This window comes from Streptomyces sp. NPDC006643 (genome assembly GCF_042870175.1).
GTDB lineage: Bacteria > Actinomycetota > Actinomycetes > Streptomycetales > Streptomycetaceae > Streptomyces.
In genome coordinates this window covers 198941-218657 of record NZ_JBIAHA010000005.1, presented here as the reverse complement: position 1 = coordinate 218657, position 19717 = coordinate 198941, and the positions used below count along the sequence as shown (strand labels likewise).

Sequence of the window (19717 nt, the reverse complement as noted above, 5' to 3'; positions counted from 1 at the left end):
GAGTGTGCCCGGAACCGGACTTGAACCGGTACGCCCCATTTGGGGCAGCGAGGTTTAAGCTCGCCGTGTCTGCATTCCACCATCCGGGCGTACGCGGCTCCGCGTTGGCTCACGAGCCTATCCGGGAGGACCCCTCGGACAGCCGAGTACTTGGGCGATCCTGTCTGATTTTATTGGCACCTGAGGGTGTGTCAGCCCTGGTAACACGCCATCGGCACATGCCGGAAGCAGGACGAAGGTCTTGATACGGACCTCGGGATATGACGGAAACTCGCCGCTCTCTGTCTACTATTCGCCACTCCCCGCACACGGATTGCACACAGGCGTCGCCTGCATGACAAGACGGTGACGAGGTGACGGAGTCAGGGTCCGTGTCATACCGGAGGGGCGGGGTGGGCGTCATCCCCGAGGAGGACGGAGGCCTCTCCCGGTCCGACCCGAGAAGGCCACAGGAACGGGCATGAGGGGTGACGACCCGGGGCCGGACGGCGGAGAGGATGAAGTCAATCCGCCAGAACCCCTGAAGGAGTCCCACCCGTGACGACCATGCCTCTCCTCCACCGCGCCAGCGCCGTGGCCGCCCACGCCTCCGGCTTGTCCAAGGTCTACGGGCAGGGCGAGACGCAGGTGGTCGCCCTCGACCAGGTCACCGTCGACTTCCGGCAGGGTGAGTTCACCGCGATCATGGGCCCGTCCGGGTCCGGCAAGTCGACCCTGATGCACTGCGTGGCCGGCCTCGACAGCTTCAGCAGCGGTTCGGTACGGATCGGGGACACCGAGCTGGGATCGCTGAAGGACAAGCAGCTCACCCAGCTCCGCCGGGACAAGATCGGCTTCATCTTCCAGGCGTTCAACCTGCTGCCGACGCTGACGGCCCTGGAGAACATCACCCTCCCGATGGACATCGCCGGCCGTAAGCCCGACAAGCAGTGGCTGGACAACGTGATCACGATGATCGGTCTCAAGGACCGGCTCAACCACCGTCCCACCGCGCTCTCCGGCGGCCAGCAGCAGCGCGTGGCCGTCGCCCGCGCGCTGGCCTCCCGCCCGGAGATCATCTTCGGTGACGAGCCGACCGGAAACCTGGACTCACGGGCCGGCGCCGAGGTGCTGGGCTTCATGCGCAACTCCGTGCGGGAGCTGGGCCAGACCGTCGTCATGGTGACCCACGACCCGGTGGCCGCCTCCTACGCGGACCGGGTGATCTTCCTCGCCGACGGCCGGATCGTCGACGAGATGCTGCACCCCTCCGCCGACGGTGTGCTCGACCGGATGAAGGCGTTCGACTCCAAGGGCCGTACGAGCTGACGCCCCGCCACCCCGGCGCCGCCGAGTGATCCGCCCGGCGTACGCCGCCCGGCGACTCTGAGCCATCCGCCGGCGCACGCCGCCCCGCGCCGCCGAGCCACCCGCCGGCGCACGCCGGTCGGCGCCCACACCGAGACCCGGCCGCGCGGCCGACCTCCCTCCGGCCGCGCGGCCATTCCGCCCTGCCCACTTCACCTGGACTGCCACCATGTTCCGTACCGCCCTGCGCACCGTGCTCGCGCACAAGGCCAGGCTGTTGATGACCGTGCTCGCCGTGATGCTCGGCGTGGCGTTCGTCTCCGGCACGCTGGTCTTCACCGACACCCTCGGCAACGCCTTCAACAAGCAGTCGGCCAAGAGCTACAAGGACGTCGCCGTCTCCGTCACCACCTATGCCTCCGACGAGAGGGGGCCCGACGGGAAGGAGCAGGAGCCCGGACTCAGCTCCGAGGTCCTCGACAAGATGGCCGCCGTCGACGGTGTCGCCACCGTCACCCCCCGGGTCGACGGCTTCGCGGGGGTGGCCGACCCCGACGGCAAGCTGATCGGCAACGGCTGGTCCAACACCGGTACCAACTTCGCCCCCGGCGAGAACGGCCAGGACCCCGCGTACGACTTCACCAAGGGCAGCGGCCCCGCCGAGCCCGGCCAGATCGCGCTCGACAAGTCCACCGCTTCGAGGGGTGAGTACAAGGTCGGCGGGCCGGTACGGGTCGCCACCAACGGGCCGGTGAAGGAGTACACGCTCTCCGGCATCTTCACCACCGAGGACGGCGCCGTGAACGCGGGCGGCAGCCTGGTCCTCTTCGACACCTCGGTCGCCCAGAAGCTCTATCTGAAGCCGGGCTACTTCCAGATGGCGAACGTCACCGCGTCGCCGGGCGCCTCCGACACGAAGATCCGCGGCGAGATCGAATCGCTGCTGCCCGACGACGCCGAGGTCCAGACCGGCAAGCAGCTGGCCGACCAGCAGGCCGCGGACATCGAGAGGGAGCTGAGCGGTATCAACCAGATGCTGCTCGCCTTCGCCGCCATCGCGCTCTTCGTCGGAATCTTCCTGATCTCCAACACCTTCACCATGCTGGTCGCCCAGCGCACCAAGGAGCTGGCGCTGCTGCGCGCCGTCGGCGCCTCGCGCCGCCAGGTCAAGCGCTCGGTGATGGCCGAGGCGCTGATCGTGGGCCTCGTCGCCTCCGCCGTCGGCTTCGTCCTCGGTGTCGGTCTCGCCGTCGGACTGCGGGCGGCCATGGGCTCGTTCGGCGCGAAGGTGCCCGCCGGCCCGCTGATGATCACGCCGGTCGCCGTCGCCGCCGCCTTCGGTGTCGGCGTGGTGATCACCCTGATCGCCGCCTGGCTGCCCGCCCGCCGGGCCGCGAAGATCCCGCCGGTCGCCGCGATGAGCAGTGTGCACGCCGTGGCCACCGTCAAGTCGCTCGTCCTGCGCAACTCCATCGGCGCCGTACTCACACTCATCGGCGCCGCGGGCATCGTCGCGGGCGCCGGGGTCGGGAAGGACGGCAAGCTGCTCATCGGCGCCGGTGCCTTCTTCGCGCTCGTCGGCGTCATCGTGCTCATCCCGCTGCTGTCGCGCCCGATCATCGCGCTCGTCCAGCCGCTGCTGAACCGGCTTTACGGCGTCGCGGGCAAGCTGGCCGGGCAGAACGCGGTGCGCAACCCGCGCCGTACGGGCGCCACCGCGTCCGCGCTCGCCATCGGCCTCACCCTGGTCACCGGTCTCACGACCGTCGGCGTCACGCTGGGCACCGCCATCGACAAGATGACGACGGACAACATCAAGGCCGACTACATGATCACGATGGCCGGCGGTGGCGGCGGTCTCGACGACTCGGCGGTCGAGGCGCTGGAGAAGGCACCGGGCGTCAGCGCGGTCTCCCCGCAGCGGTCCGCGTACCTGGAGATCAAGGGCAAGCACACCTCCGCGTCGGGCGTGACTCCGGGGGACGTCCAGCGGCTCCTCGCGCTGAAGACGGAGAGCGGTTCGCTGGACTCGCTGAAGGGCGACGCCATCGCGATGGCCTCGGACACCGCGAAGTCCCGGGGTCTGAAGACCGGCGACACCGTCACGGTGAAGTACCAGGACGACAAGACCACGCGGCTGACGATCGGTGCCACGTACGAGTCCAACGAGTTCGTCTCACCGGTCCTGATCTCGACGGATCTGGTGACGCCGCACGAGGAGGACGCGTACACGCCCGAGGTGTACGTGGCGATGGACGGCGGTGCGACCGAGGCCAACGAGCTGGCCCTGGTGGACGCGCTGGGCGACAACCCCGCGATCAGCGTCGCCGACCGCCAGGACATCAGGAACCAGTTCGGCGGCCTGATCAACACCGCGCTGAACATCATGTACGGCCTGCTGGCGATGGCCCTGATCATCGCGGTGCTCGGCGTCGTCAACACCCTCGCGATGTCCGTCTTCGAGCGTCAGCAGGAGATCGGCATGCTGCGGGCGATCGGTCTGGACCGCCGCAGGGTCAAGCGCATGATCCGGCTTGAGGCCGTCGTCATCTCGGTCTTCGGCGCGCTGGTCGGTGTCGGGCTCGGTACGTTCCTGGCCTGGGCGATCGGCGAGGCGATCCGCGGCTCGATCCCCGGCTATGTGCTGGTCCTGCCGTGGGAGCGGATCGGGATCTTCCTCGTCCTCGCGGGGCTGGTGGGTGTGCTGGCGGCGCTCTGGCCGGCGCGCAGCGCGGCGAAGCTCAACATGCTGACGGCCATCAAGACCGAGTGACATCCGTCCCTCACCGGCCGAAGGGCCCCGCATCCCCCCGGGTGCGGGGCCCTTCGCCGTGCCGATGCCGCCCGTGCGACCACCGGGACGGCTGTGACTCGTGTCAGTGCCAGGTACGGGCGCGCAGCGGGAGGGACGAGTCGCCCGACTCCCTCGGCCGCACGGCCAGGATCTGGTTGACGCCGATCCTGTTGTGCTCGAAGGAGAGCGCGGAGGCGGCCATGTAGAGGCGCCAGACGCGGGCCCGGCCGGGTGAGGTGGCCCGTACCGCCTCCGGCCAGTGCTTCTCCAGATTCCGCACCCAGTGACGGAGCGTCAGTGCGTAGTGCTCACGCAGGGATTCGACGTCCCGGGCTTCGAAGCCGGCTTCCTCCAGGGTGGCGAGCGTGCGGCCGAGCGGGGCCAGTTCGCCGTCGGGGAAGACGTACGCGTCGATGAAGTCGTCGATGTGGTACTGGGACTCGTCCTTCTCGGGGCGGCGCGCGATCTGGTGGTTGAGCAGCCGGCCGCCCGGCTTGAGGAGGGCGAAGAGGTCGTCGGCGTACTCGCGGTAGCGGACCGAGCCGACGTGTTCGGCCATCCCGATGGACGAGATGGCGTCGTACGGACCGTCCCTGACGTCCCGGTAGTCCTGCACCCGGATCTCGATCCGGTCGGTGAGGCCGGCCTCGGCGATGCGCTTGCGCGCATAGGCGGCCTGTTCGCGGGAGAGCGTGACTCCGGTGACCTGGGCGCCGTACTCACGCGCCGCGTGTATGGCCATCGAGCCCCAGCCGCAGCCGACGTCGAGCAGCCGCTCGCCCTCCTTGAGGCCGAGCTTGCGGCAGACGAGGTCGAGCTTGTCGCGCTGCGCGTCCTCCAGCGTGGCGCCGGGCTCCTCGAAGTAGGCGCACGAGTAGACCATGGACGGTCCGAGGACCATCGCGTAGAAGTCGTTGCCCACGTCGTAGTGGTGGCTGATCGCGGCTCTGTCCCGGTGCTTGGTGTGCAGCGCCCCGGTCCGGCGCCGGACCTCCTCGGCGGGCGGCGGGGGCGGCGGCCAGGGGCCGGCGATCTCCACAAGGCCCTTCGCGGCGGCGCGCATCCGGGGGTCGCGCAGCGGATGGACCGGGTCCTTGGCGTCGGCGCCGCGCTCCCAGAGGAGCCCGGCAACCTGGTCGAGGGCGGCGTACAGATCACCGTCGATGTCGATCTCGCCGGCCACCCAGGCGCGGGCGAGTCCCAGCTCGCCCGGCTTCCAGAGCAGTCGGCGCAGGGCCCGGCGGTGCCGGACGACGAATGTCGGCGTGCCGGGGGGACCCGACTCGCTGCCGTCCCAGGCGCGGATACGTACGGGGAGCGGGGCTCCCAGCAGTTCCTCGGCAAGAGTGCTCAGCCGCAGTGCGGCGTCGGCCATGGCGCACACCTCCGTGATGGTGGATCCCAGGAATGCTCAACACATACGTAAACACCGCCGGGATGGTGTGGCAGTCCCGACAGCACGCAATGGGCGGGCAAAAATAGCTGCACCAGCCACATAATTTGTGACCAAATCTGCCGATGCGCACCCTTGCCTGCCATGTCGTACCCAACTTCGGCGCCGGGCGCACGCGAAAGGGCCGCCCGCACCACGGATGGCGGGCGGCCCTTTCGGGTCGTCACAAGCGCTGCGCGCGCGTCGGCGCGAGGGTCAGGAAGCCTTGACCCTGGTCGCGCCGGCCTCGGCCTTGACCTGCTCCGAGTCCTGCTCCGAGCCGGACTCCGGCTTCGGGGCGGTGGTCTGGCGCGCCGGGGCGGGCTTGGCCGCCTCGTAGAACTCCTCGCGCGGTGTCTCCATCGCGCCGAGCGAGACGACCTCGCGCTTGAGGAACGCCGAGAGCGTCCAGTCGGCGAAGACGCGGATCTTGCGGTTCCAGGTCGGCATCGCCATGCCGTGATAGCCGCGGTGCATGTACCAGGCAAGCCGGCCACGGAACTTGATCTTCATCTTGCCGACGACGATCATCGCGACACCCTTGTGCATGCCGAGACCCGCGACCGCGCCCTTGTTGGCGTGGCTGTACTCCTTCTGCGGGAAGCCCCGCAGCGCGGAGATCACGTTGTCGCCGAGGACCTTCGACTGACGCAGCGCGTGCTGGGCGTTCGGCGGGCACCAGGCGTTCTCGACACCGGCCTTGCGGGCGGCCATGTCCGGGACCTGGGCGTTGTCGCCGGCGGCCCAGATGTAGTCGGTGCCCTGCACCTGGAGCTTGGCGTCGGTGTCGACGTGACCACGCGGGCCGAGCGGCAGACCGTAACGGGCCAGCGCCGGGTTGGGCTTGACGCCCGCGGTCCACACGATCGTGTTGGAGTCGACCTCAAGGCCGTTGCCCAGCACGACGCGGCCGTCGACGCAGGACTCCATGCCGGTCTTGAGATAGACCTCGACGCCGCGGCTCTCCAGGTGCTCCTTGCCCCAACTGCCCAGCTTGGGGCCGACCTCGGGCAGGATCTTGTCGGCGACGTCGACCAGCAGGAAGCGCATGTCCTCGCGCTTGACGCTGGTGTAGTACTTCGCGGCGTCGCGCGCCAGGTCCTCGACCTCACCGACGGTCTCGGCACCGGCGAAGCCCCCGCCGACGAAGACGAAGGTCAACGCCTTGCGGCGGACGTCCTCGTCGGTCGTCGAGTCGGCCTTGTCGAGCTGTTCGAGCACGTGGTTACGGAGACCGATCGCTTCCTCGATGCCCTTCATACCGATGCCCTGCTCGGCGAGGCCAGGGATCGGGAAGGTGCGGGAGACGGCGCCGAGCGCGACGATCAGGTAGTCGAAGGGCAGCTCGTAGGCCTCACCGACGAGCGGCGAGACCGTGGCGACCTTGCGGTCCTGGTCGATGGTCGTGACTCGGCCGGTGAGCACCTCAGCCTTGGGCAGCACGCGTCGCAGCGGTACGACGACGTGTCGAGGCGAGATGTTCCCGGCGGCGGCTTCGGGGAGGAAGGGCTGGTACGTCATGTACGAGCGGGGGTCGACGACAGTGACCGTCGCCTCCCCGTAGCGCATCTTCTTCAGAATGCGACGAGCTGCGTACAGGCCTACGTACCCTCCGCCTACAACAAGGATCCTGGGACGCTCCGTGGTGCTCATGCCATCGAGTATCCACCTGCCTCGGAGGGGGTGCTCGTGAGCCCCTTCACAAGCACCCCCCACACCTCTGCTACACTTCGCGGCCCTCGTGATCCACTTCATCCGGGGGCGGTGGAACCACCCGGTCCCCGTGGACGTTCCGCACCCCTCGTGAGCTGGCCCTTGAGACCTTTCCCCGGGGTGGACCACCGGATGGTTCACACGCCCGCAATGCCGTCGGAACGGTCCGTTGACCGGCTGTACAGAGGCGCCGGGGCGGCGCCGGGGGTCCCCGGGGAGTGATGTGCGCCCAACCCGGCGGTTTCTCTTGTGAAGAACTTCACGAACTTCGTTCCGGGGCGGTGCGCAGAGACCCCGTAAGACCCCCGTAAAGGCGCTCGATCCGGCTCAGGCGATCGACCAGCCGATGCCGTCGAGGATGTCGTGCTCGCTCACGACGACCTCCTCCGCACCGGTCCGCTCCATGATCGTGAGCAGGATCAGCGCGCCCGTCACGATCACGTCGACCCGTCCCGGATGCATCACCGGGATCGTCGCGCGTTCGGCGTGGGTGGAGGCCAGCAGCGTCGTGGTGATCTCCCGGACCATCTCGAAGGGGATGCGCGAGTGGTGGATGGCCGCCGAGTCGTACGTCGTCAGACCCAGCGCGATGGCCGCGACCGTGGTGACGGAGCCGGCCAGTCCGACGAGGGTGCGGGCCTCACCGAGCGGGACGTCCCGCGCCGCCGTGTCGAGCGCGGCGGAGATGTCCGCGCGCAGGGCGGTGATGTCGGCGTGGGTGGCCGGGTCGGCCGGGCGGTGCCGTTCGGTCAGCCGTACGCAGCCGATGTCCACCGACCGTGCCGCGGTGACCCGTTCACCGCCGACGACGAACTCGGTGGAGCCGCCGCCGATGTCCACGACCAGGTACGGCTTCGCCAGGTCGGTCCGGCCGGTCAGCTCCTTGGTGGCGCCGGTGAAGGAGAACTCCGCCTCCTGGTCGCCGGTGATCACCTCGGGTTCGACGCCCAGGATGTCGAGGACACCGGTGACGAACTCGTCCCGGTTCGCCGCGTCGCGGGAGGCGGAGGTGGCCACGAAACGGGTCCGGTCCACGCCGTGTTCCTTGATGACCCCGGCGTACTCGCGGCAGGCCGCGAAGGTGCGCGCCAGCGCCTCGGGCGCGAGCCGGCCCGTCCGGTCGACGTCCTGGCCGAGCCGCACGATCGTCATCCGCCGGTCGAGGTCGACGAGTTGGCCGGTGGCGGGGTCGGCGTCGGCGACGAGCAGCCGGATGGAGTTCGTACCGCAGTCGACGGCGGCGATCCTGGTCATACGGTGTCTCCCTCGACGGGCCCATCGTTTGTGAACGGGATCACACAAGGTCCCTTGCGCCACCACTCGGGCAGCATCGCCAGCGCCTCGTCCCCCAGCGGGTTCACGCCCGGTCCCGCCGCGAGTGAGTGGCCGACCAGCACGTGCAGGCACTTCACCCGGTCCGGCATACCGCCCGCGCTCGGGAAGCCCGCCAGCACCTCGACGGCGTCGCGGCGCGTGAGGTAGTCCTCGTGCGCCTTGCGGTACGCGGCGGCCAACTCCGGGTCGGTGGCGAGGCGTTCGGTCATCTCCTTCATGACGCCGTTCGCCTCCAGCGTGCCGATGGCCGAGGCCGCGCGCGGGCAAGTCAGGTAGTAGAGCGTCGGGAACGGCGTACCGTCCGGGAGGCGCGGGGCGGTCTCCACCACATCGGGCTGCCCGCAGGGGCAGCGGTGCGCGATGGCGCGCAGACCGCGCGGGGGCCGGCCGAGCTGCTGCCTGAACGCGTCGACGTCCGCCTCGGTGGGTTCGGTGCGCGGCGTCTGCGGAGGGGGCGTTTGCATACCTGCGTCGGTTTCCTTGATGTCTATCTGTCCGTCCGGTCGGCGGTGTCGACGCCGTCCAGGAGATTGGAGTACCAGGGCCGGTCGGCCGCGCCCTGGTCGGTGCGGCGCTCCTCGGCCGCCCGGGGGTCGGTCATGATGTAGCCGGTCTCCCCCGGCATCACGTAGTGCAGATGCTCGCGCGCCAGACGCTGGACGTACGCGTCGTCCTGGAGGCGGGCCCGCTCGTCCCGCAGCTCCTCGACCCGCTTCGCGGCCTCGCGCGTCAACTGCTCCTGCTCCGCGATGTCACCGCGCTGCGCCACGTACTGCCGCATCGGGTAGGCGAGCGCCACGATCAGCGAGCAGACGACGAGCACCAGGAAGGCCGCGCGGCCGGTGAGCCGGGAGCGGCGGGCCTGCCTGCGGGTCTGCGAGCGGTAGACGCGCGCGGCCGTCTGCTCGCCCAGGATCCTGATCTTGGTCGCGGTGGAGAACCGGTCCCTGTTCGCGGCCATGGTCCCGCCTCCCTCAGAGGTCGAACTCAGAGGTTGAGCCGGTCTCGTACCTCTGTGCTGCCGTACAGCCTCTGTACGCGCGTACGTCCCCGGACACGGTACGGGACCGTGGCCGGGGACGGCCGTAGGACGGGCGCTGCGATCGGTGGTCGAAGCCGTCAGTCCTTGAAGCGGGGGAACGCGCTGCGGCCCGCGTACACCGCCGCGTCGTCGAGGATCTCCTCGATACGCAGCAGCTGGTTGTACTTGGCGACGCGCTCGGAGCGGGCCGGGGCACCGGTCTTGATCTGGCCGCAGTTGGTGGCGACGGCCAGGTCGGCGATGGTGACGTCCTCGGTCTCGCCCGAGCGGTGCGACATCATGCACTTGAAGCCGCTGCGCTGCGCCAGCTCGACGGCGTCCAGGGTCTCGGTCAGCGAACCGATCTGGTTGACCTTGACGAGCAGGGCGTTGGCCGAGCCCTCCTCGATACCGCGGGCGAGGCGCTCGGGGTTGGTGACGAAGAGGTCGTCGCCGACGATCTGGACCTTGGTGCCCAGCTTGTCGTTGAGGACCTTCCAGCCGGCCCAGTCGTCCTCGAAGAGCGGGTCCTCGATGGAGACCAGCGGGTACGAGGCCACCAGCTCCTCGTAGTACTCGGTCATCTCGGCGGCCGAGCGGGACTTGCCCTCGAACGCGTAACTGCCGTCCTTGTAGAACTCGGAGGCCGCCACGTCGAGCGCGAGCGCGATGTCCTTGCCCGGGACGTAGCCGGCTTCCTTGATGGCCACGAGGATCAGGTCGAGCGCGGCGCGGTTGGACTCCAGGTTCGGCGCGAAGCCGCCCTCGTCGCCGAGGCCCGTGGAGAGCCCCTTCTCCTTCAGGACCTGCTTCAGCGTGTGGTAGACCTCGGCGCCCCAGCGCAGCGCCTCGGAGAACGACTCGGCGCCGATCGGCGCGATCATGAACTCCTGGATGTCCACGTTGGAGTCGGCGTGCGAACCGCCGTTGAGGATGTTCATCATCGGCACGGGCAGCAGGTGCGCGTTCGGGCCGCCGAGGTAGCGGAACAGCGGCAGGTCCGAGGCCTCGGACGCGGCGTGCGCCACGGCCAGGGAGACACCGAGGATGGCGTTGGCGCCGAGCGAGGACTTGTCGGGCGTGGCGTCCAGGTCGAACATCGCCTGGTCGATCAGACGCTGCTCGGTGGCGTCGTAGCCCACCAGCTCCGGGCCGATCTGCTCGATGACGGCGAGGACCGCCTTCTCGACACCCTTGCCCTGGTAGCGGTTCTGGTCACCGTCGCGGAGCTCAAGGGCCTCGAACGCACCGGTGGAGGCACCGGAGGGGACAGCAGCACGGCCGGTGCTGCCGTCGTCGAGGCCGACCTCGACCTCGACCGTGGGGTTGCCTCGGGAGTCAAGGATTTCCCGGGCTACGACGACGTCGATGGACGGCACGAGCATCTCCTTCTGGGATGTGACGCGTGGAGTGCAGGGCCTCATTGGCCTTGCGGCAAGAGCCTAACCGGCTCCCGGTCGGCGGTCGGCAGATGCCCGCCCGCTGGGACGAAAAGAGTCCTCAATGCCCGTTCGGCCACGAATGTCCTGAGGTCACCGGTGAGCGGAGGGACCTGCGGGACACCGGAGGCCGGACGGGCCCGGGCCCCGGCCCGGCGCGTCCGGGGGGAGTGAGACGCGCCGGACCGGGGCCCGGTGGGGGGTGAGCCCGGGGAGAGGGTCAGCTCAGGTGGAGCTGCTGACCCGGGAAGATCTCGTCGGCGTTCTCGACGATGTCCTTGTTCAGGTCGAAGAGCTTCGCCCAGCCGCCGTCGACCTTCTTGGCCTCGGCGATCTTGGAGAGCGTGTCGCCGGCCTTGACCTTGTACTCGCCGTCGCCCTTCTTGACCGGACCGCGCGTCTCACTACGCGAGGCGGGCTGCTCCTGCGCGGCGCGCGGCGCGGACTCCTGCTTCGGGGCGGCCTTCGGGGCCTGCTGCTTCGGCGCCTGCTGCTGGGTGGAGCCGGCGTCGTTCTTGGCGTTGGACAGGCCCACGCCACAGCTCGGCCAGGCACCCTTGCCCTGGCCCGCCAGGACCTTCTCGGCGATCTGTATCTGCTGGGCCTTCGACGCCTGGTCGGCGCTGGACGCGAAGGCGGTGCCGCCGTACGCGGCCCAGGTGGAGGGCGAGAACTGGAGGCCGCCGGAGTAGCCGTTACCGGTGTTGATCGACCAGTTGCCGCCGGACTCGCACTGGGCGACGGCGTCCCACTCGGAGGTGGTCGCGGCGGAGGCTGAGGTGGTGGCGATCAGCGGGGCCGCGACAGCGGCACCGGTGACACCGGCGAGCGTGGCGTAGCGGACGGCCTTGGACGGACGGCGGTGCTTGCCCTTGCCGGACTTGCTGGAAAACAGCATGCGAGATCTCCTCACCGACGCCTACGAGGTGAGCTGTCGGGTTCGGGCCAAGTGAGTTGCCCGGCCGTGCGGCGCGGGAACGTCTTCACGTCCCCTCGCACACGGCTGCACCCCGAGCCGGCCGTACTGACCGGCACTTACCTGGGTCCCCCGCTCCTGCCTTCGGCGCTTGACGCGACGAGTACTCCCCCCGACCGACGGCAGGATTCGGCGTGACGGTCGACGGTGCCCGCGGTGCGAGCGGTTCAGACCGTAAACACAGACATCCCGGATGTTCAAAGAAGGAACATCCGGGATGATTCGCCCATCCCGCCCCAGGGAAACCTCTGTTTACGCAGGTCGGGCGGGAAGCGAGGGGACTTTCCGGTCAGCTCGCGTCAGTTGGGGCGAAGAGACCCTTGTCTCACTTGCGCAGATCCGGACATAGCCCGCTTAACTGCCCCTACTTCGCGGTCAGATCGAGGCTCTGGCCGGGCAGGATGAGGTCGGCGTCGGAGCCCACGACCTCGCGGTTCGCCTCGTAGAGCGCGGGCCAGCCGCCCTCCACCCGCTGCTCCTCGGCGATGGCCCACAGGTTGTCGCCGGCGCGGACGGTGTACGAGCCGTCGGCGGCGGCGTCGCGTGCCGAACCGTCACCCCGCGAGGCATGACGGCCGCTTTCGCGCTTGTCGCCCGGCTTGCCCGCTTCGGTCGATCCGGCCTCGGGGCCCGCCGACGTGCCGGGCTCGGCGGTCGGGTCCTCCTCGGGGGCCGCCTCGCCGCGGTGCTTGCCCTGGCCGCTGCCGGGCTTCGCGCTCGGTTCCGTGCTCGCCTCCGTACGCGCGTCCGTGCCCGGCTCCTCGCCGCCGGCGGCGGAGTCACGGCCGAACTGCCCGGACGAGGGCGTCGACTCCGGAGCGGGAGGCAGCTCGGCCTCCTCGCTCGCATCGGGCGCGGGCTCGGTGGACTCCTTCGGCGTCTTCGGCGTCTCGGTGGCGTCGCCGGAGGGCTCGCCGTCGGGAGCCGCGTCGTCGTCCGCCGTGAGTCCGGCGACCAGCGCGCAGGTCGGCCACGCGCTCGGCCCCTGCCCGGCGAGGATCTTCTCCGCCACGGCTATCTGCTGGCTGCGGCTGGCCTGGTCGGGGGTGGGCGCGTACGCCGTACCGCCGAAGTCGGCCCAGGTCTCCTGGGTGATCTGGAGCCCGCCGAAAGCCCTGTTGCCGAGATCGGCACTCCACATGCCGCCGCTCTCGCACTCGGCGACGCGGTCCCAGGTGGCGGCGTCGGCCGCACTGGCCCCGCTCGCGCCGAGCAGCGGGATGGCGATCGCCGAGCCTGTCACCCCTGCCGCGACGACGAGGGCGGGGGCTTGACGGGGCCGACGGTGCCGGCCGTTCCCGGAGCGCATGCGGTTGCCTTCCGTGAGACTGCTGAAACGTGAATCCCGGACACGTGACTGCTGAGACGGTCGTGAACGTAGCCGTACTCCAAGGGCTGTCACAAGTCGATGCAGCGGAGATCACGTGAAAGTCACAGTGTTGAGGTTCCGTCAGTCACGCACCGCTGTGAACTGCACCGGGAGCGTGCGCAGTCCACGCATGATGAGGCCGCCACGCCACCGCAAATCGGATGGATCGACCGCAAGTCGCAAGTCGGGCAAGCGGGTCAGCAGCGTGCCGATCGCGGCCCGCCCCTCCAGCCGGGCGAGCGGTGCGCCGAGACAGTAGTGGATGCCGTGGCCGTAGCCGAGGTGTTTGTTGTCACTTCGCGAGAGGTCGAGCCGGTCCGGGTCGTCGAACCGCTCGGGGTCGCGGTCGGCGGCGGCGAGTACGACCAGAACGGGGTCGCCCACCGCGACGCTCTGCCCGCCGAGCCGGACGGGCTCGGTGGCGTAACGCCAGGTGGCCAGCTCCACCGGCCCGTCGTAGCGCAGCAGTTCCTCGACCCCGGTCGCGAGGAGCCCGCTCTCGCCCGCGTCGAGGGAGCGTTGCAGCCGTGCCCGCTGCTCGGGGTGCCGAAGCAGGGCGTACACCCCGTTGCCGACCAGATTCACGGTGGTCTCGAACCCCGCGAACAGCAGGATGAAGGCCATCGCGGCGGCCTCGTTCTCGGTGAGGTGTTCGCCGTCGTCGCTGGCCCGGATCAGACCGGAGATCAGGTCGTCGCCGAGGTCGTCCCGCTTGCGGTGGATGAGTTCGGCGAGATACCCGCGCATCTTCTTCACCGACCGGCCGACCCCGCCCCGCGGCCCGCCGCCGTGCCGGATCATCATCCCGGCCCAGTCCCGGAAGTCGTCCTGGTCCTCGCGCGGGACGCCGAGCAGATCGCAGATCGCGTAGATGGGCAGCGGGAAGGCGAAGTCATGGATCAGATCGGCCTCCCCGTCCGCCGCGAAGGCGTCGATCAGCCCGTCCGTCAACTCCTGCACGCGCGGCGCGAATTCGGCCACCCGCCGGGGCGTGAACGCCTGCGACACCAGCCGGCGCAGCCGGGTGTGGTCGGGCGGATCGATGTTCAGCAGATGCGTCATCAACTCCGCGCCGCGCTCCCCCGGAATCCCCGTCCTGCCCTTCGCGTGCGCATGCGCGGCGTGGTGCACGGGATTCTTGGAGAGCCGGGGGTCGGCGAGGGCCCGCTTGGCATCCGCGTACCGGGTGACGAGCCACGCCTCGACCCCGCTCGGCAGCGTGGTCCGGTGCACGGGCGCGTGCTCGCGGAGCCAGGCGTAGGCGGGGTAGGGGTCGGTGGCGAACTCCCAGGTGAAGAGTTCGGGAGCGGGGGGTGTGCTGGACGGCAGGTCGCGCATGGCCCCGACAGTAACGGCCGCGTACGGGCCGCCCGGCGTCGGCGGTCGCGAGGGCGTACGGAGCGGGAGCGGGTGCGGGTGCCGGGCCTGCGGGTGCGGGTGCCGGTGCCGGTGTCGGTGTCGGGCCCCGTCGGCTCAGACCGCGGTGCCCCCGGCGTCGTCCTCGGCCTCGCGCAGGGCGGCGCGCAGCACGGACGCGCCCGTGGGGGTGAGGGTGTGCAGCACGGAAGGGCCGTTGCGGACCGTGGTGGTCAGTCCGGCGTCACGTAACACGGTGGCGTGTCTGCTGGCGGCGGAGGCCGAGACTCCGGCGGCGCGGGCGATCTCGCCGGTCGTGGCGCCGCTGGACGCGGTGTGCAGGGCGATCGCGCGGGCGCGGCCGAGCAGTTGGGTCAGTGACCGCCCGGGGTCGTCGCCCAGGGGGCGGGCTTCGGGCTCGTGCAGCAGGGAGTACCAGACCACGGGCGGCAGTCCCGGGTCGGCGAAGGCGACCGACTCGCCCCAGTTGAAGTAGGAGGGGACGAGGGTCAGTCCACGGCCGTCCAGATGGAGGTCCCGGTCCGCCGCCTGTCTGGGGTAGGCGACCTCCAGTACGGGCGGGCGCCAGCGCAGCATGGGCCCGAGTCCCGCGAGCATGCCCTCCACCCCGCCGTCGAGGAGCCCGCGGCAGCGCGCCGCCCGTTCGGCCTCGATACGCGCCCGCACCTGTTCCCGGTGGGGGACGACGACGGCGTTGTAGTACGCGCGCAGGATCCCCGCGAACTCCTCGCGCGTGTCCCGTCCGGCCAGTTGGCGTGCCCACGGGGGCGCTCCGAGGACCCGGTCGAGGGTGGATATCTCGGCCGTGACCCGTTTCGGAGGCGTCGCCAGAATCGACTCCAGTCCGGCGTCGAGGCCCTCCACCGCGTCGACCGGGGTGAGAAAGTCCGGGAAGTACGCGGCTCTTGGGTACAGGGGCAGCAGAACGCTCCGCAGGGCCCGCTCCAGCCCCGCCGCGCGCAACTCCTCGCGTGCGCTGCGGTACCAGCCGGCGTACGCCCACCGTCCCCTGCGTGACTGGAACCGGTGCAGACTCGCGGCGATCTCGAAAAGCGGATCGGGAGCGGAGGCGAGTCGGGTCCTGGCGAGATCCACGTCGGTGAAGTGAATGCGGAGCATGTCGTCCCCCCGTTGAGAGCCCGGATCTCGCTCTCGCTCTACAGCGCGCCGGGATGCCGGTCCGGCGCGGGTCCGTCGAACGACCCTAGAAAGCCGCGATCAGGATGCGATAAACGGGGGTTGAACGGACATGCGGTGCGGACGGCCGGCGGACGGGGCCGCCTCCGTCCTGCCCGGTCGGACGGAGGCGGCGGCCGGTCGCGGTCAGACTGCCGGCGGTGAGCAGTCGATGTCGGTGACCGGCGCGGGCGTGGCGACGGGGCGTTCCTCGGGCGCGCGGGCGCTGTGGATGCGGAGCAGTCCGTCGATGCCGCGCAGCAGGGTCTCACCGGCGAGGACGGGGTCGCCGAGGTAGCCGGCGCTCATCGCGCCGTCGCGGAGCATGACGAAGTGACGTCCGGCGTGCTCGGCCTGGTCGGTGGTGATCTCGGCGAACAGGCCGGTGATCGTCCGCAGGAACCAGTCGCGGTGCCGCACGACGGCACGGTGGACCGGGTGGTCGGGGTCGGGGAATTCCGCCGCCGCGTTGAGGAAGGCGCAGCCGCGGTAGCCGGGTGAGCGGATCTGCTCGACCAGGGACGCGCCGATGCCCCGCAGGACGGCGTCGGTCGGTACGTCCGTGGCCGTCAGGGTGTCGAGCTGGGTGCGGATCGCCTGGTCGACGCTGCCGATGTAGGCGACGGCCAGCTCGTCCTTGCCGCGGAAGTGGCGGTAGAAGGTGGCGTTGGTGACCTTCGACTCGGCGACCAGCCGGTCGACGCCGACCGTGTGGATGCCCTCCGCGTAGAAGAGCCGGCCGGCGGTCCTCAGCAGTCGCTCCCGGGCCTCGGAGACCCGCCTGCCGGTGCCCGCACCGGCTTCCTTCTGTGTCATGCCGTCCATTGTAGAGGGAGAACGCTCTCTCTTGTTTTTCGGCAGAGCCGTGTGCCACACTCGCCCCATCGAGAGGGAGAACGTTCTCTCTACTTCACGCCTCCATGGCACACCGCTACGTCACACACGGGAGAACCCCATGGCATCCACCGCCCTGCGCCGGCTGTACGTCGTTCGCTTCGCCTTCGCCGCCGCGTGGGCCGCGCTCCTGCTGCTGTCCGGCTCGGACCTCAGCACCGGGGCCAGACTGCTGCTGTTCCTCTATCCGGCCTTCGACGTGGCCGCGGCCGTCGTCGATGCGAGGTCGGCGCGTACCGACGGGACCGGCGGGCCGGTCAAGGGGCTGTACGCCAACATCGCCATCAGCTCGCTCGCCGCCGCCGGCCTGGCGGTCGCCGGCGGCTCGGGTGTCGCGGACGTCCTGCGCGTCTGGGGCGCGTGGGCGATCGTCTCCGGTCTCGTCCAGCTGGGGGTGGGCGTCGCGCGCCGGCCGATGGGCGGCCAGTGGGCCATGATCGCCAGCGGTGGTATCTCGGTGCTGGCCGGTGCGTCCTTCATCGGCAGCGCCGCGCAGGACGAGCCCACGCTGAGCGCGCTCGCCGGCTACGCCGTGCTCGGCGGGATCTTCTTCCTCGTCTCGGCGATCCGGCTGTCCCGCGCGCCTCAGCGGGCCTGACGGGCGGCTCCCCCTCGGCGGGCCTGACCGGCGGCTACCCGGCGGCGTCGCGCTCCTTCGCCTCCGCCGTCAGAATCGCGTCCCGGTACGCGCGGGCCGCCGCGCGCAGCGCCGCCTCCGGGTCGACGCCCCCGGCGTCCGCGCGGGCCGCCAGGGCGAGGAGTTCGTAGCCGACGGACTCGCCCCGCGGCAGCGGGACATCCAGGGGTGAGGCCGCGACGCGGGAGATGAGTTTGGCCGCGAGGGCGAGGGCCGGCTGGGCCTGCGGCACGCCGTCGGTGATCGAGTCGCGCTGTTTCTCCGCCGCCTTGGTGCGCAGCCAGTGGGCCTTGACCTCGTCCGGGGTCTCGGCGCTCTCGTCGCCGAAGACATGGGGGTGACGGTGGATCAGCTTCTCGACGATCGTCGCCGCGACGTCGTCGATCGAGAAGGGTTCGTCCTCCTCCTCCGCGATACGGGCGTGGAAGACCACCTGGAGCAGCACATCGCCCAGTTCCTCGCGGAGTTCACCCCGGTCGCCGCTCTCGATCGCCTCGACCAGTTCGTACGCCTCCTCGATGGCGTACTTGGCAAGGCCCTCGTGCGTCCGGGTCGAGGACCACGGGCACTCGGCGCGGATACGGTCCATGACCTGGACGAGGTCGAGCAGCCGGGCGCCCGGCAGGTCGTACGAGCCGGGGAGCAGTTCCAGGTCGGGCATCTGGACGCGGCCCGAACCCGCCAGCCGGGAAAGGCCGTCGGTCAGGGCCTGGTCGCCCTCGCCGGAGGGCAGGACCACGACCGTACGGCCGCCGGCGCAGGCGTCGACCAGCTCCCGCGCGGTGGGCGCGGCGCGTTCGACGGTGACGCCGGCCTCACGCAGATACGGCAGTTGCGGGTGTCCGGCGTCCGCGCACAGGACCTGGTCGGCCTCGCGCAGTGTCTGCCAGGCGGGCCAGGACAGCACGCCCGGCGCGACCCGGTGGCTGACGGTGAGCAGGACGATACGGCCGGGGCCGGAAGCGGCGGGTTCTTCGGTCACCGAAGCAACCTACCTCCGGGCCCCGGTCCCGCCTCACGCGCCCGTCGGAGCCTGCTCCGGCGGGGCCTCCTTGGTGACCTGGGTGAGCCACGGCGTCTTCGCCTCGCCCAGCCTGACCTGCTTGGTGTCCCACGCTCCGTAGCGCGGGTTGACGTCGATGCCCAGCTCCTCGGACGTCTTGACCAGCACGGCGAGGACCTGCTGCTGGCCCTCCGGTGTGGTGGTGTTGGCGCCGAGCGACTGGGCCAGCTTCGACATCAGCACCTCGCGGCGGATCGCGGTGTCGATCTGGTCCGGGGTGAGCGCGCCCTGCTGGAGCAGCATCGTCGCCAACTGGTCCTCGCCGCCGGACTGCTGGGCCGCCGCCTGGCGGGTGGTCTGGATGTCCTTGCGGGACGCCTTCACACCCGCGTCGTCGGCCGCCTTCTGGAGAATCTCGTCGAAGATCATGCTGTTGAGCTTGACCTGGTTGAGCTGACCGGTGTTCTTGATCAGCTCGGCCGCCTGCGGGGACGCCTGCTGCGCGTCGCGTACGTCCCGGACCTGGGCCTGGAGCGAGGACACGTCGATGCGCTCGCCGCCGACGACGGCCGCCGCGCCGGGGTGGGCGTCGTTGCCGCAGGCGGTGAGGAGCGGGGCCGCTGCGAGGAGCGCGGCGGAGAGGGTGAGCGCTGTGCGACGGCGGCGGTGCAAGGGTGCCTCCTGGATCGTGACAACGACCGTGCGTTGATCGATGTTAGGCAGTGGCGGCGGATCCGATCCAGTCAGCCCGACTTTTTTCGAAAACTTCGCCGAACGGTCGGCCAGGGTGTCGAAATCGCCGCCGTGGCTTCTACCAGTCTGTGAGGGCACCACCGGACAACCGCGCACAGGAGCGAGCCATGAAGTACATGCTGTTGATGCAGTTCAGCGCAGAGAACGCCGGATTCCCGGATCTCTCGACCTGGACCCCCGAGGAGATCCGGGCGCACATCGCCTTCATGGGCGAGACGAACACGATGCTCCAGGACGCCGGCGAATTCGTGGACGCCCAGGGCCTCGCGGGAGTGGACACGGCACGGATCGTCCGCGCCGGGAGCGGCGGCGCGCCCGTCGTCACGGAGGGGCCGTTCCCCGAGACGAAGGAGTTCCTGGCCGGGTTCTGGATCGTCGACTGCGAGAGCGCCGAGCGGGCGGACGAGATCGCCGCGCACATCTCGGCGGCCCCCGGCCCCGGCGGCAAGCCGCTGAACATGGCGATCGAGGCCCGTCAGATCATGGCCGGCCCGCCAGACGAGTTCTAGGA

At 70.3% G+C, this 19717-nt stretch carries 17 protein-coding genes, 1 tRNA gene and 1 riboswitch; of the genes, 4 read left to right on the top strand and 14 right to left on the bottom strand.

From position 1 onward, the window contains the following. Positions 1 to 5: 5 nt before the first annotated feature. Positions 6 to 89, bottom strand: a tRNA-Leu gene (locus tag ACFYNU_RS09310). A gap of 457 nt (positions 90 to 546) precedes the next feature. On the opposite strand from ACFYNU_RS09310, the gene ACFYNU_RS09305 reads away from it, so the two are divergent. Both ACFYNU_RS09305 and ACFYNU_RS09300 read left to right on the top strand, forming a co-directional pair. Further along, positions 547 to 1308, top strand: a complete 762-nt coding sequence (locus tag ACFYNU_RS09305; protein WP_388765715.1) for an ABC transporter ATP-binding protein — start codon at positions 547 to 549, stop codon at positions 1306 to 1308. Between the two features lie 208 nt (positions 1309 to 1516). Then, complete coding sequence (locus tag ACFYNU_RS09300) at positions 1517 to 4060, top strand: FtsX-like permease family protein (RefSeq protein ID WP_356584489.1); 2544 nt, start codon at positions 1517 to 1519, stop codon at positions 4058 to 4060. Between the two features lie 103 nt (positions 4061 to 4163). Here ACFYNU_RS09300 and ACFYNU_RS09295 read toward each other — a convergent pair whose 3' ends face one another. The 11 genes from ACFYNU_RS09295 to ACFYNU_RS09245 all read right to left on the bottom strand — a co-directional run bounded on the left by ACFYNU_RS09295 (position 4164) and on the right by ACFYNU_RS09245 (position 16744). Beyond that, positions 4164 to 5456, bottom strand: coding sequence for a cyclopropane-fatty-acyl-phospholipid synthase family protein (locus ACFYNU_RS09295; RefSeq protein ID WP_356584488.1), 1293 nt, complete (start codon positions 5454 to 5456; stop codon positions 4164 to 4166). Between the two features lie 273 nt (positions 5457 to 5729). After that, entirely contained in the window at positions 5730 to 7166 is a 1437-nt protein-coding gene (locus ACFYNU_RS09290; RefSeq protein WP_356584487.1) for an NAD(P)/FAD-dependent oxidoreductase, read from the bottom strand. Positions 7167 to 7553: 387 nt separating this feature from the next. Continuing rightward, on the bottom strand, positions 7554 to 8480 hold the full coding sequence (locus ACFYNU_RS09285; RefSeq protein ID WP_356584486.1) for a Ppx/GppA phosphatase family protein: 927 nt from the start codon (positions 8478 to 8480) through the stop codon (positions 7554 to 7556). Further along, positions 8477 to 9025 (bottom strand): DUF501 domain-containing protein, encoded by a 549-nt coding sequence (locus ACFYNU_RS09280; protein ID WP_356584485.1) that lies wholly within the window; start codon positions 9023 to 9025, stop codon positions 8477 to 8479. The genes ACFYNU_RS09285 and ACFYNU_RS09280 overlap by 4 nt, the downstream gene beginning before the upstream one ends. 23 nt (positions 9026 to 9048) lie before the next feature. After that, positions 9049 to 9522, bottom strand: coding sequence for a septum formation initiator family protein (locus ACFYNU_RS09275; protein ID WP_356584484.1), 474 nt, complete (start codon positions 9520 to 9522; stop codon positions 9049 to 9051). A 158-nt stretch (positions 9523 to 9680) separates the two neighbouring features. Then, positions 9681 to 10967, bottom strand: coding sequence for a phosphopyruvate hydratase (gene eno, locus ACFYNU_RS09270; RefSeq protein WP_356584483.1), 1287 nt, complete (start codon positions 10965 to 10967; stop codon positions 9681 to 9683). A 274-nt stretch (positions 10968 to 11241) separates the two neighbouring features. Continuing rightward, a complete protein-coding gene (locus tag ACFYNU_RS09265; RefSeq protein WP_356584482.1) occupies positions 11242 to 11919 on the bottom strand; it encodes a transglycosylase family protein in 678 nt (225 codons plus the stop codon). A gap of 3 nt (positions 11920 to 11922) precedes the next feature. Next, positions 11923 to 12097, bottom strand: a riboswitch (cyclic di-AMP (ydaO/yuaA leader). A gap of 264 nt (positions 12098 to 12361) precedes the next feature. Beyond that, complete coding sequence (locus ACFYNU_RS09260) at positions 12362 to 13306, bottom strand: transglycosylase family protein (protein WP_356584481.1); 945 nt, start codon at positions 13304 to 13306, stop codon at positions 12362 to 12364. Between the two features lie 141 nt (positions 13307 to 13447). Then, complete coding sequence (locus tag ACFYNU_RS09255; RefSeq protein ID WP_356584480.1) at positions 13448 to 14704, bottom strand: cytochrome P450; 1257 nt, start codon at positions 14702 to 14704, stop codon at positions 13448 to 13450. A 135-nt stretch (positions 14705 to 14839) separates the two neighbouring features. Then, a complete protein-coding gene (locus ACFYNU_RS09250) occupies positions 14840 to 15862 on the bottom strand; it encodes an ArsR family transcriptional regulator (RefSeq protein WP_356584479.1) in 1023 nt (340 codons plus the stop codon). Positions 15863 to 16066: 204 nt separating this feature from the next. Then, on the bottom strand, positions 16067 to 16744 hold the full coding sequence (locus tag ACFYNU_RS09245; RefSeq protein ID WP_388765646.1) for a TetR/AcrR family transcriptional regulator: 678 nt from the start codon (positions 16742 to 16744) through the stop codon (positions 16067 to 16069). A gap of 130 nt (positions 16745 to 16874) precedes the next feature. On the opposite strand from ACFYNU_RS09245, the gene ACFYNU_RS09240 reads away from it, so the two are divergent. Beyond that, complete coding sequence (locus tag ACFYNU_RS09240) at positions 16875 to 17411, top strand: hypothetical protein (protein ID WP_356584477.1); 537 nt, start codon at positions 16875 to 16877, stop codon at positions 17409 to 17411. A gap of 34 nt (positions 17412 to 17445) precedes the next feature. Here the strand turns inward: ACFYNU_RS09240 and ACFYNU_RS09235 are convergent, their stop codons facing one another. Together ACFYNU_RS09235 and ACFYNU_RS09230 are read right to left on the bottom strand one after the other, a co-directional pair. After that, positions 17446 to 18432 carry a nucleoside triphosphate pyrophosphohydrolase gene (locus ACFYNU_RS09235; protein WP_356584476.1) on the bottom strand — a complete coding sequence of 329 codons (987 nt, stop codon included), beginning with the start codon at positions 18430 to 18432 and terminating at the stop codon, positions 17446 to 17448. 33 nt (positions 18433 to 18465) lie between these two features. Continuing rightward, on the bottom strand, positions 18466 to 19125 hold the full coding sequence (locus ACFYNU_RS09230; RefSeq protein WP_356584475.1) for a SurA N-terminal domain-containing protein: 660 nt from the start codon (positions 19123 to 19125) through the stop codon (positions 18466 to 18468). 188 nt (positions 19126 to 19313) lie between these two features. On the opposite strand from ACFYNU_RS09230, the gene ACFYNU_RS09225 reads away from it, so the two are divergent. Next, positions 19314 to 19715, top strand: coding sequence for a YciI family protein (locus tag ACFYNU_RS09225; RefSeq protein ID WP_356584474.1), 402 nt, complete (start codon positions 19314 to 19316; stop codon positions 19713 to 19715). The last annotated feature ends 2 nt before the right edge of the window (positions 19716 to 19717 follow it).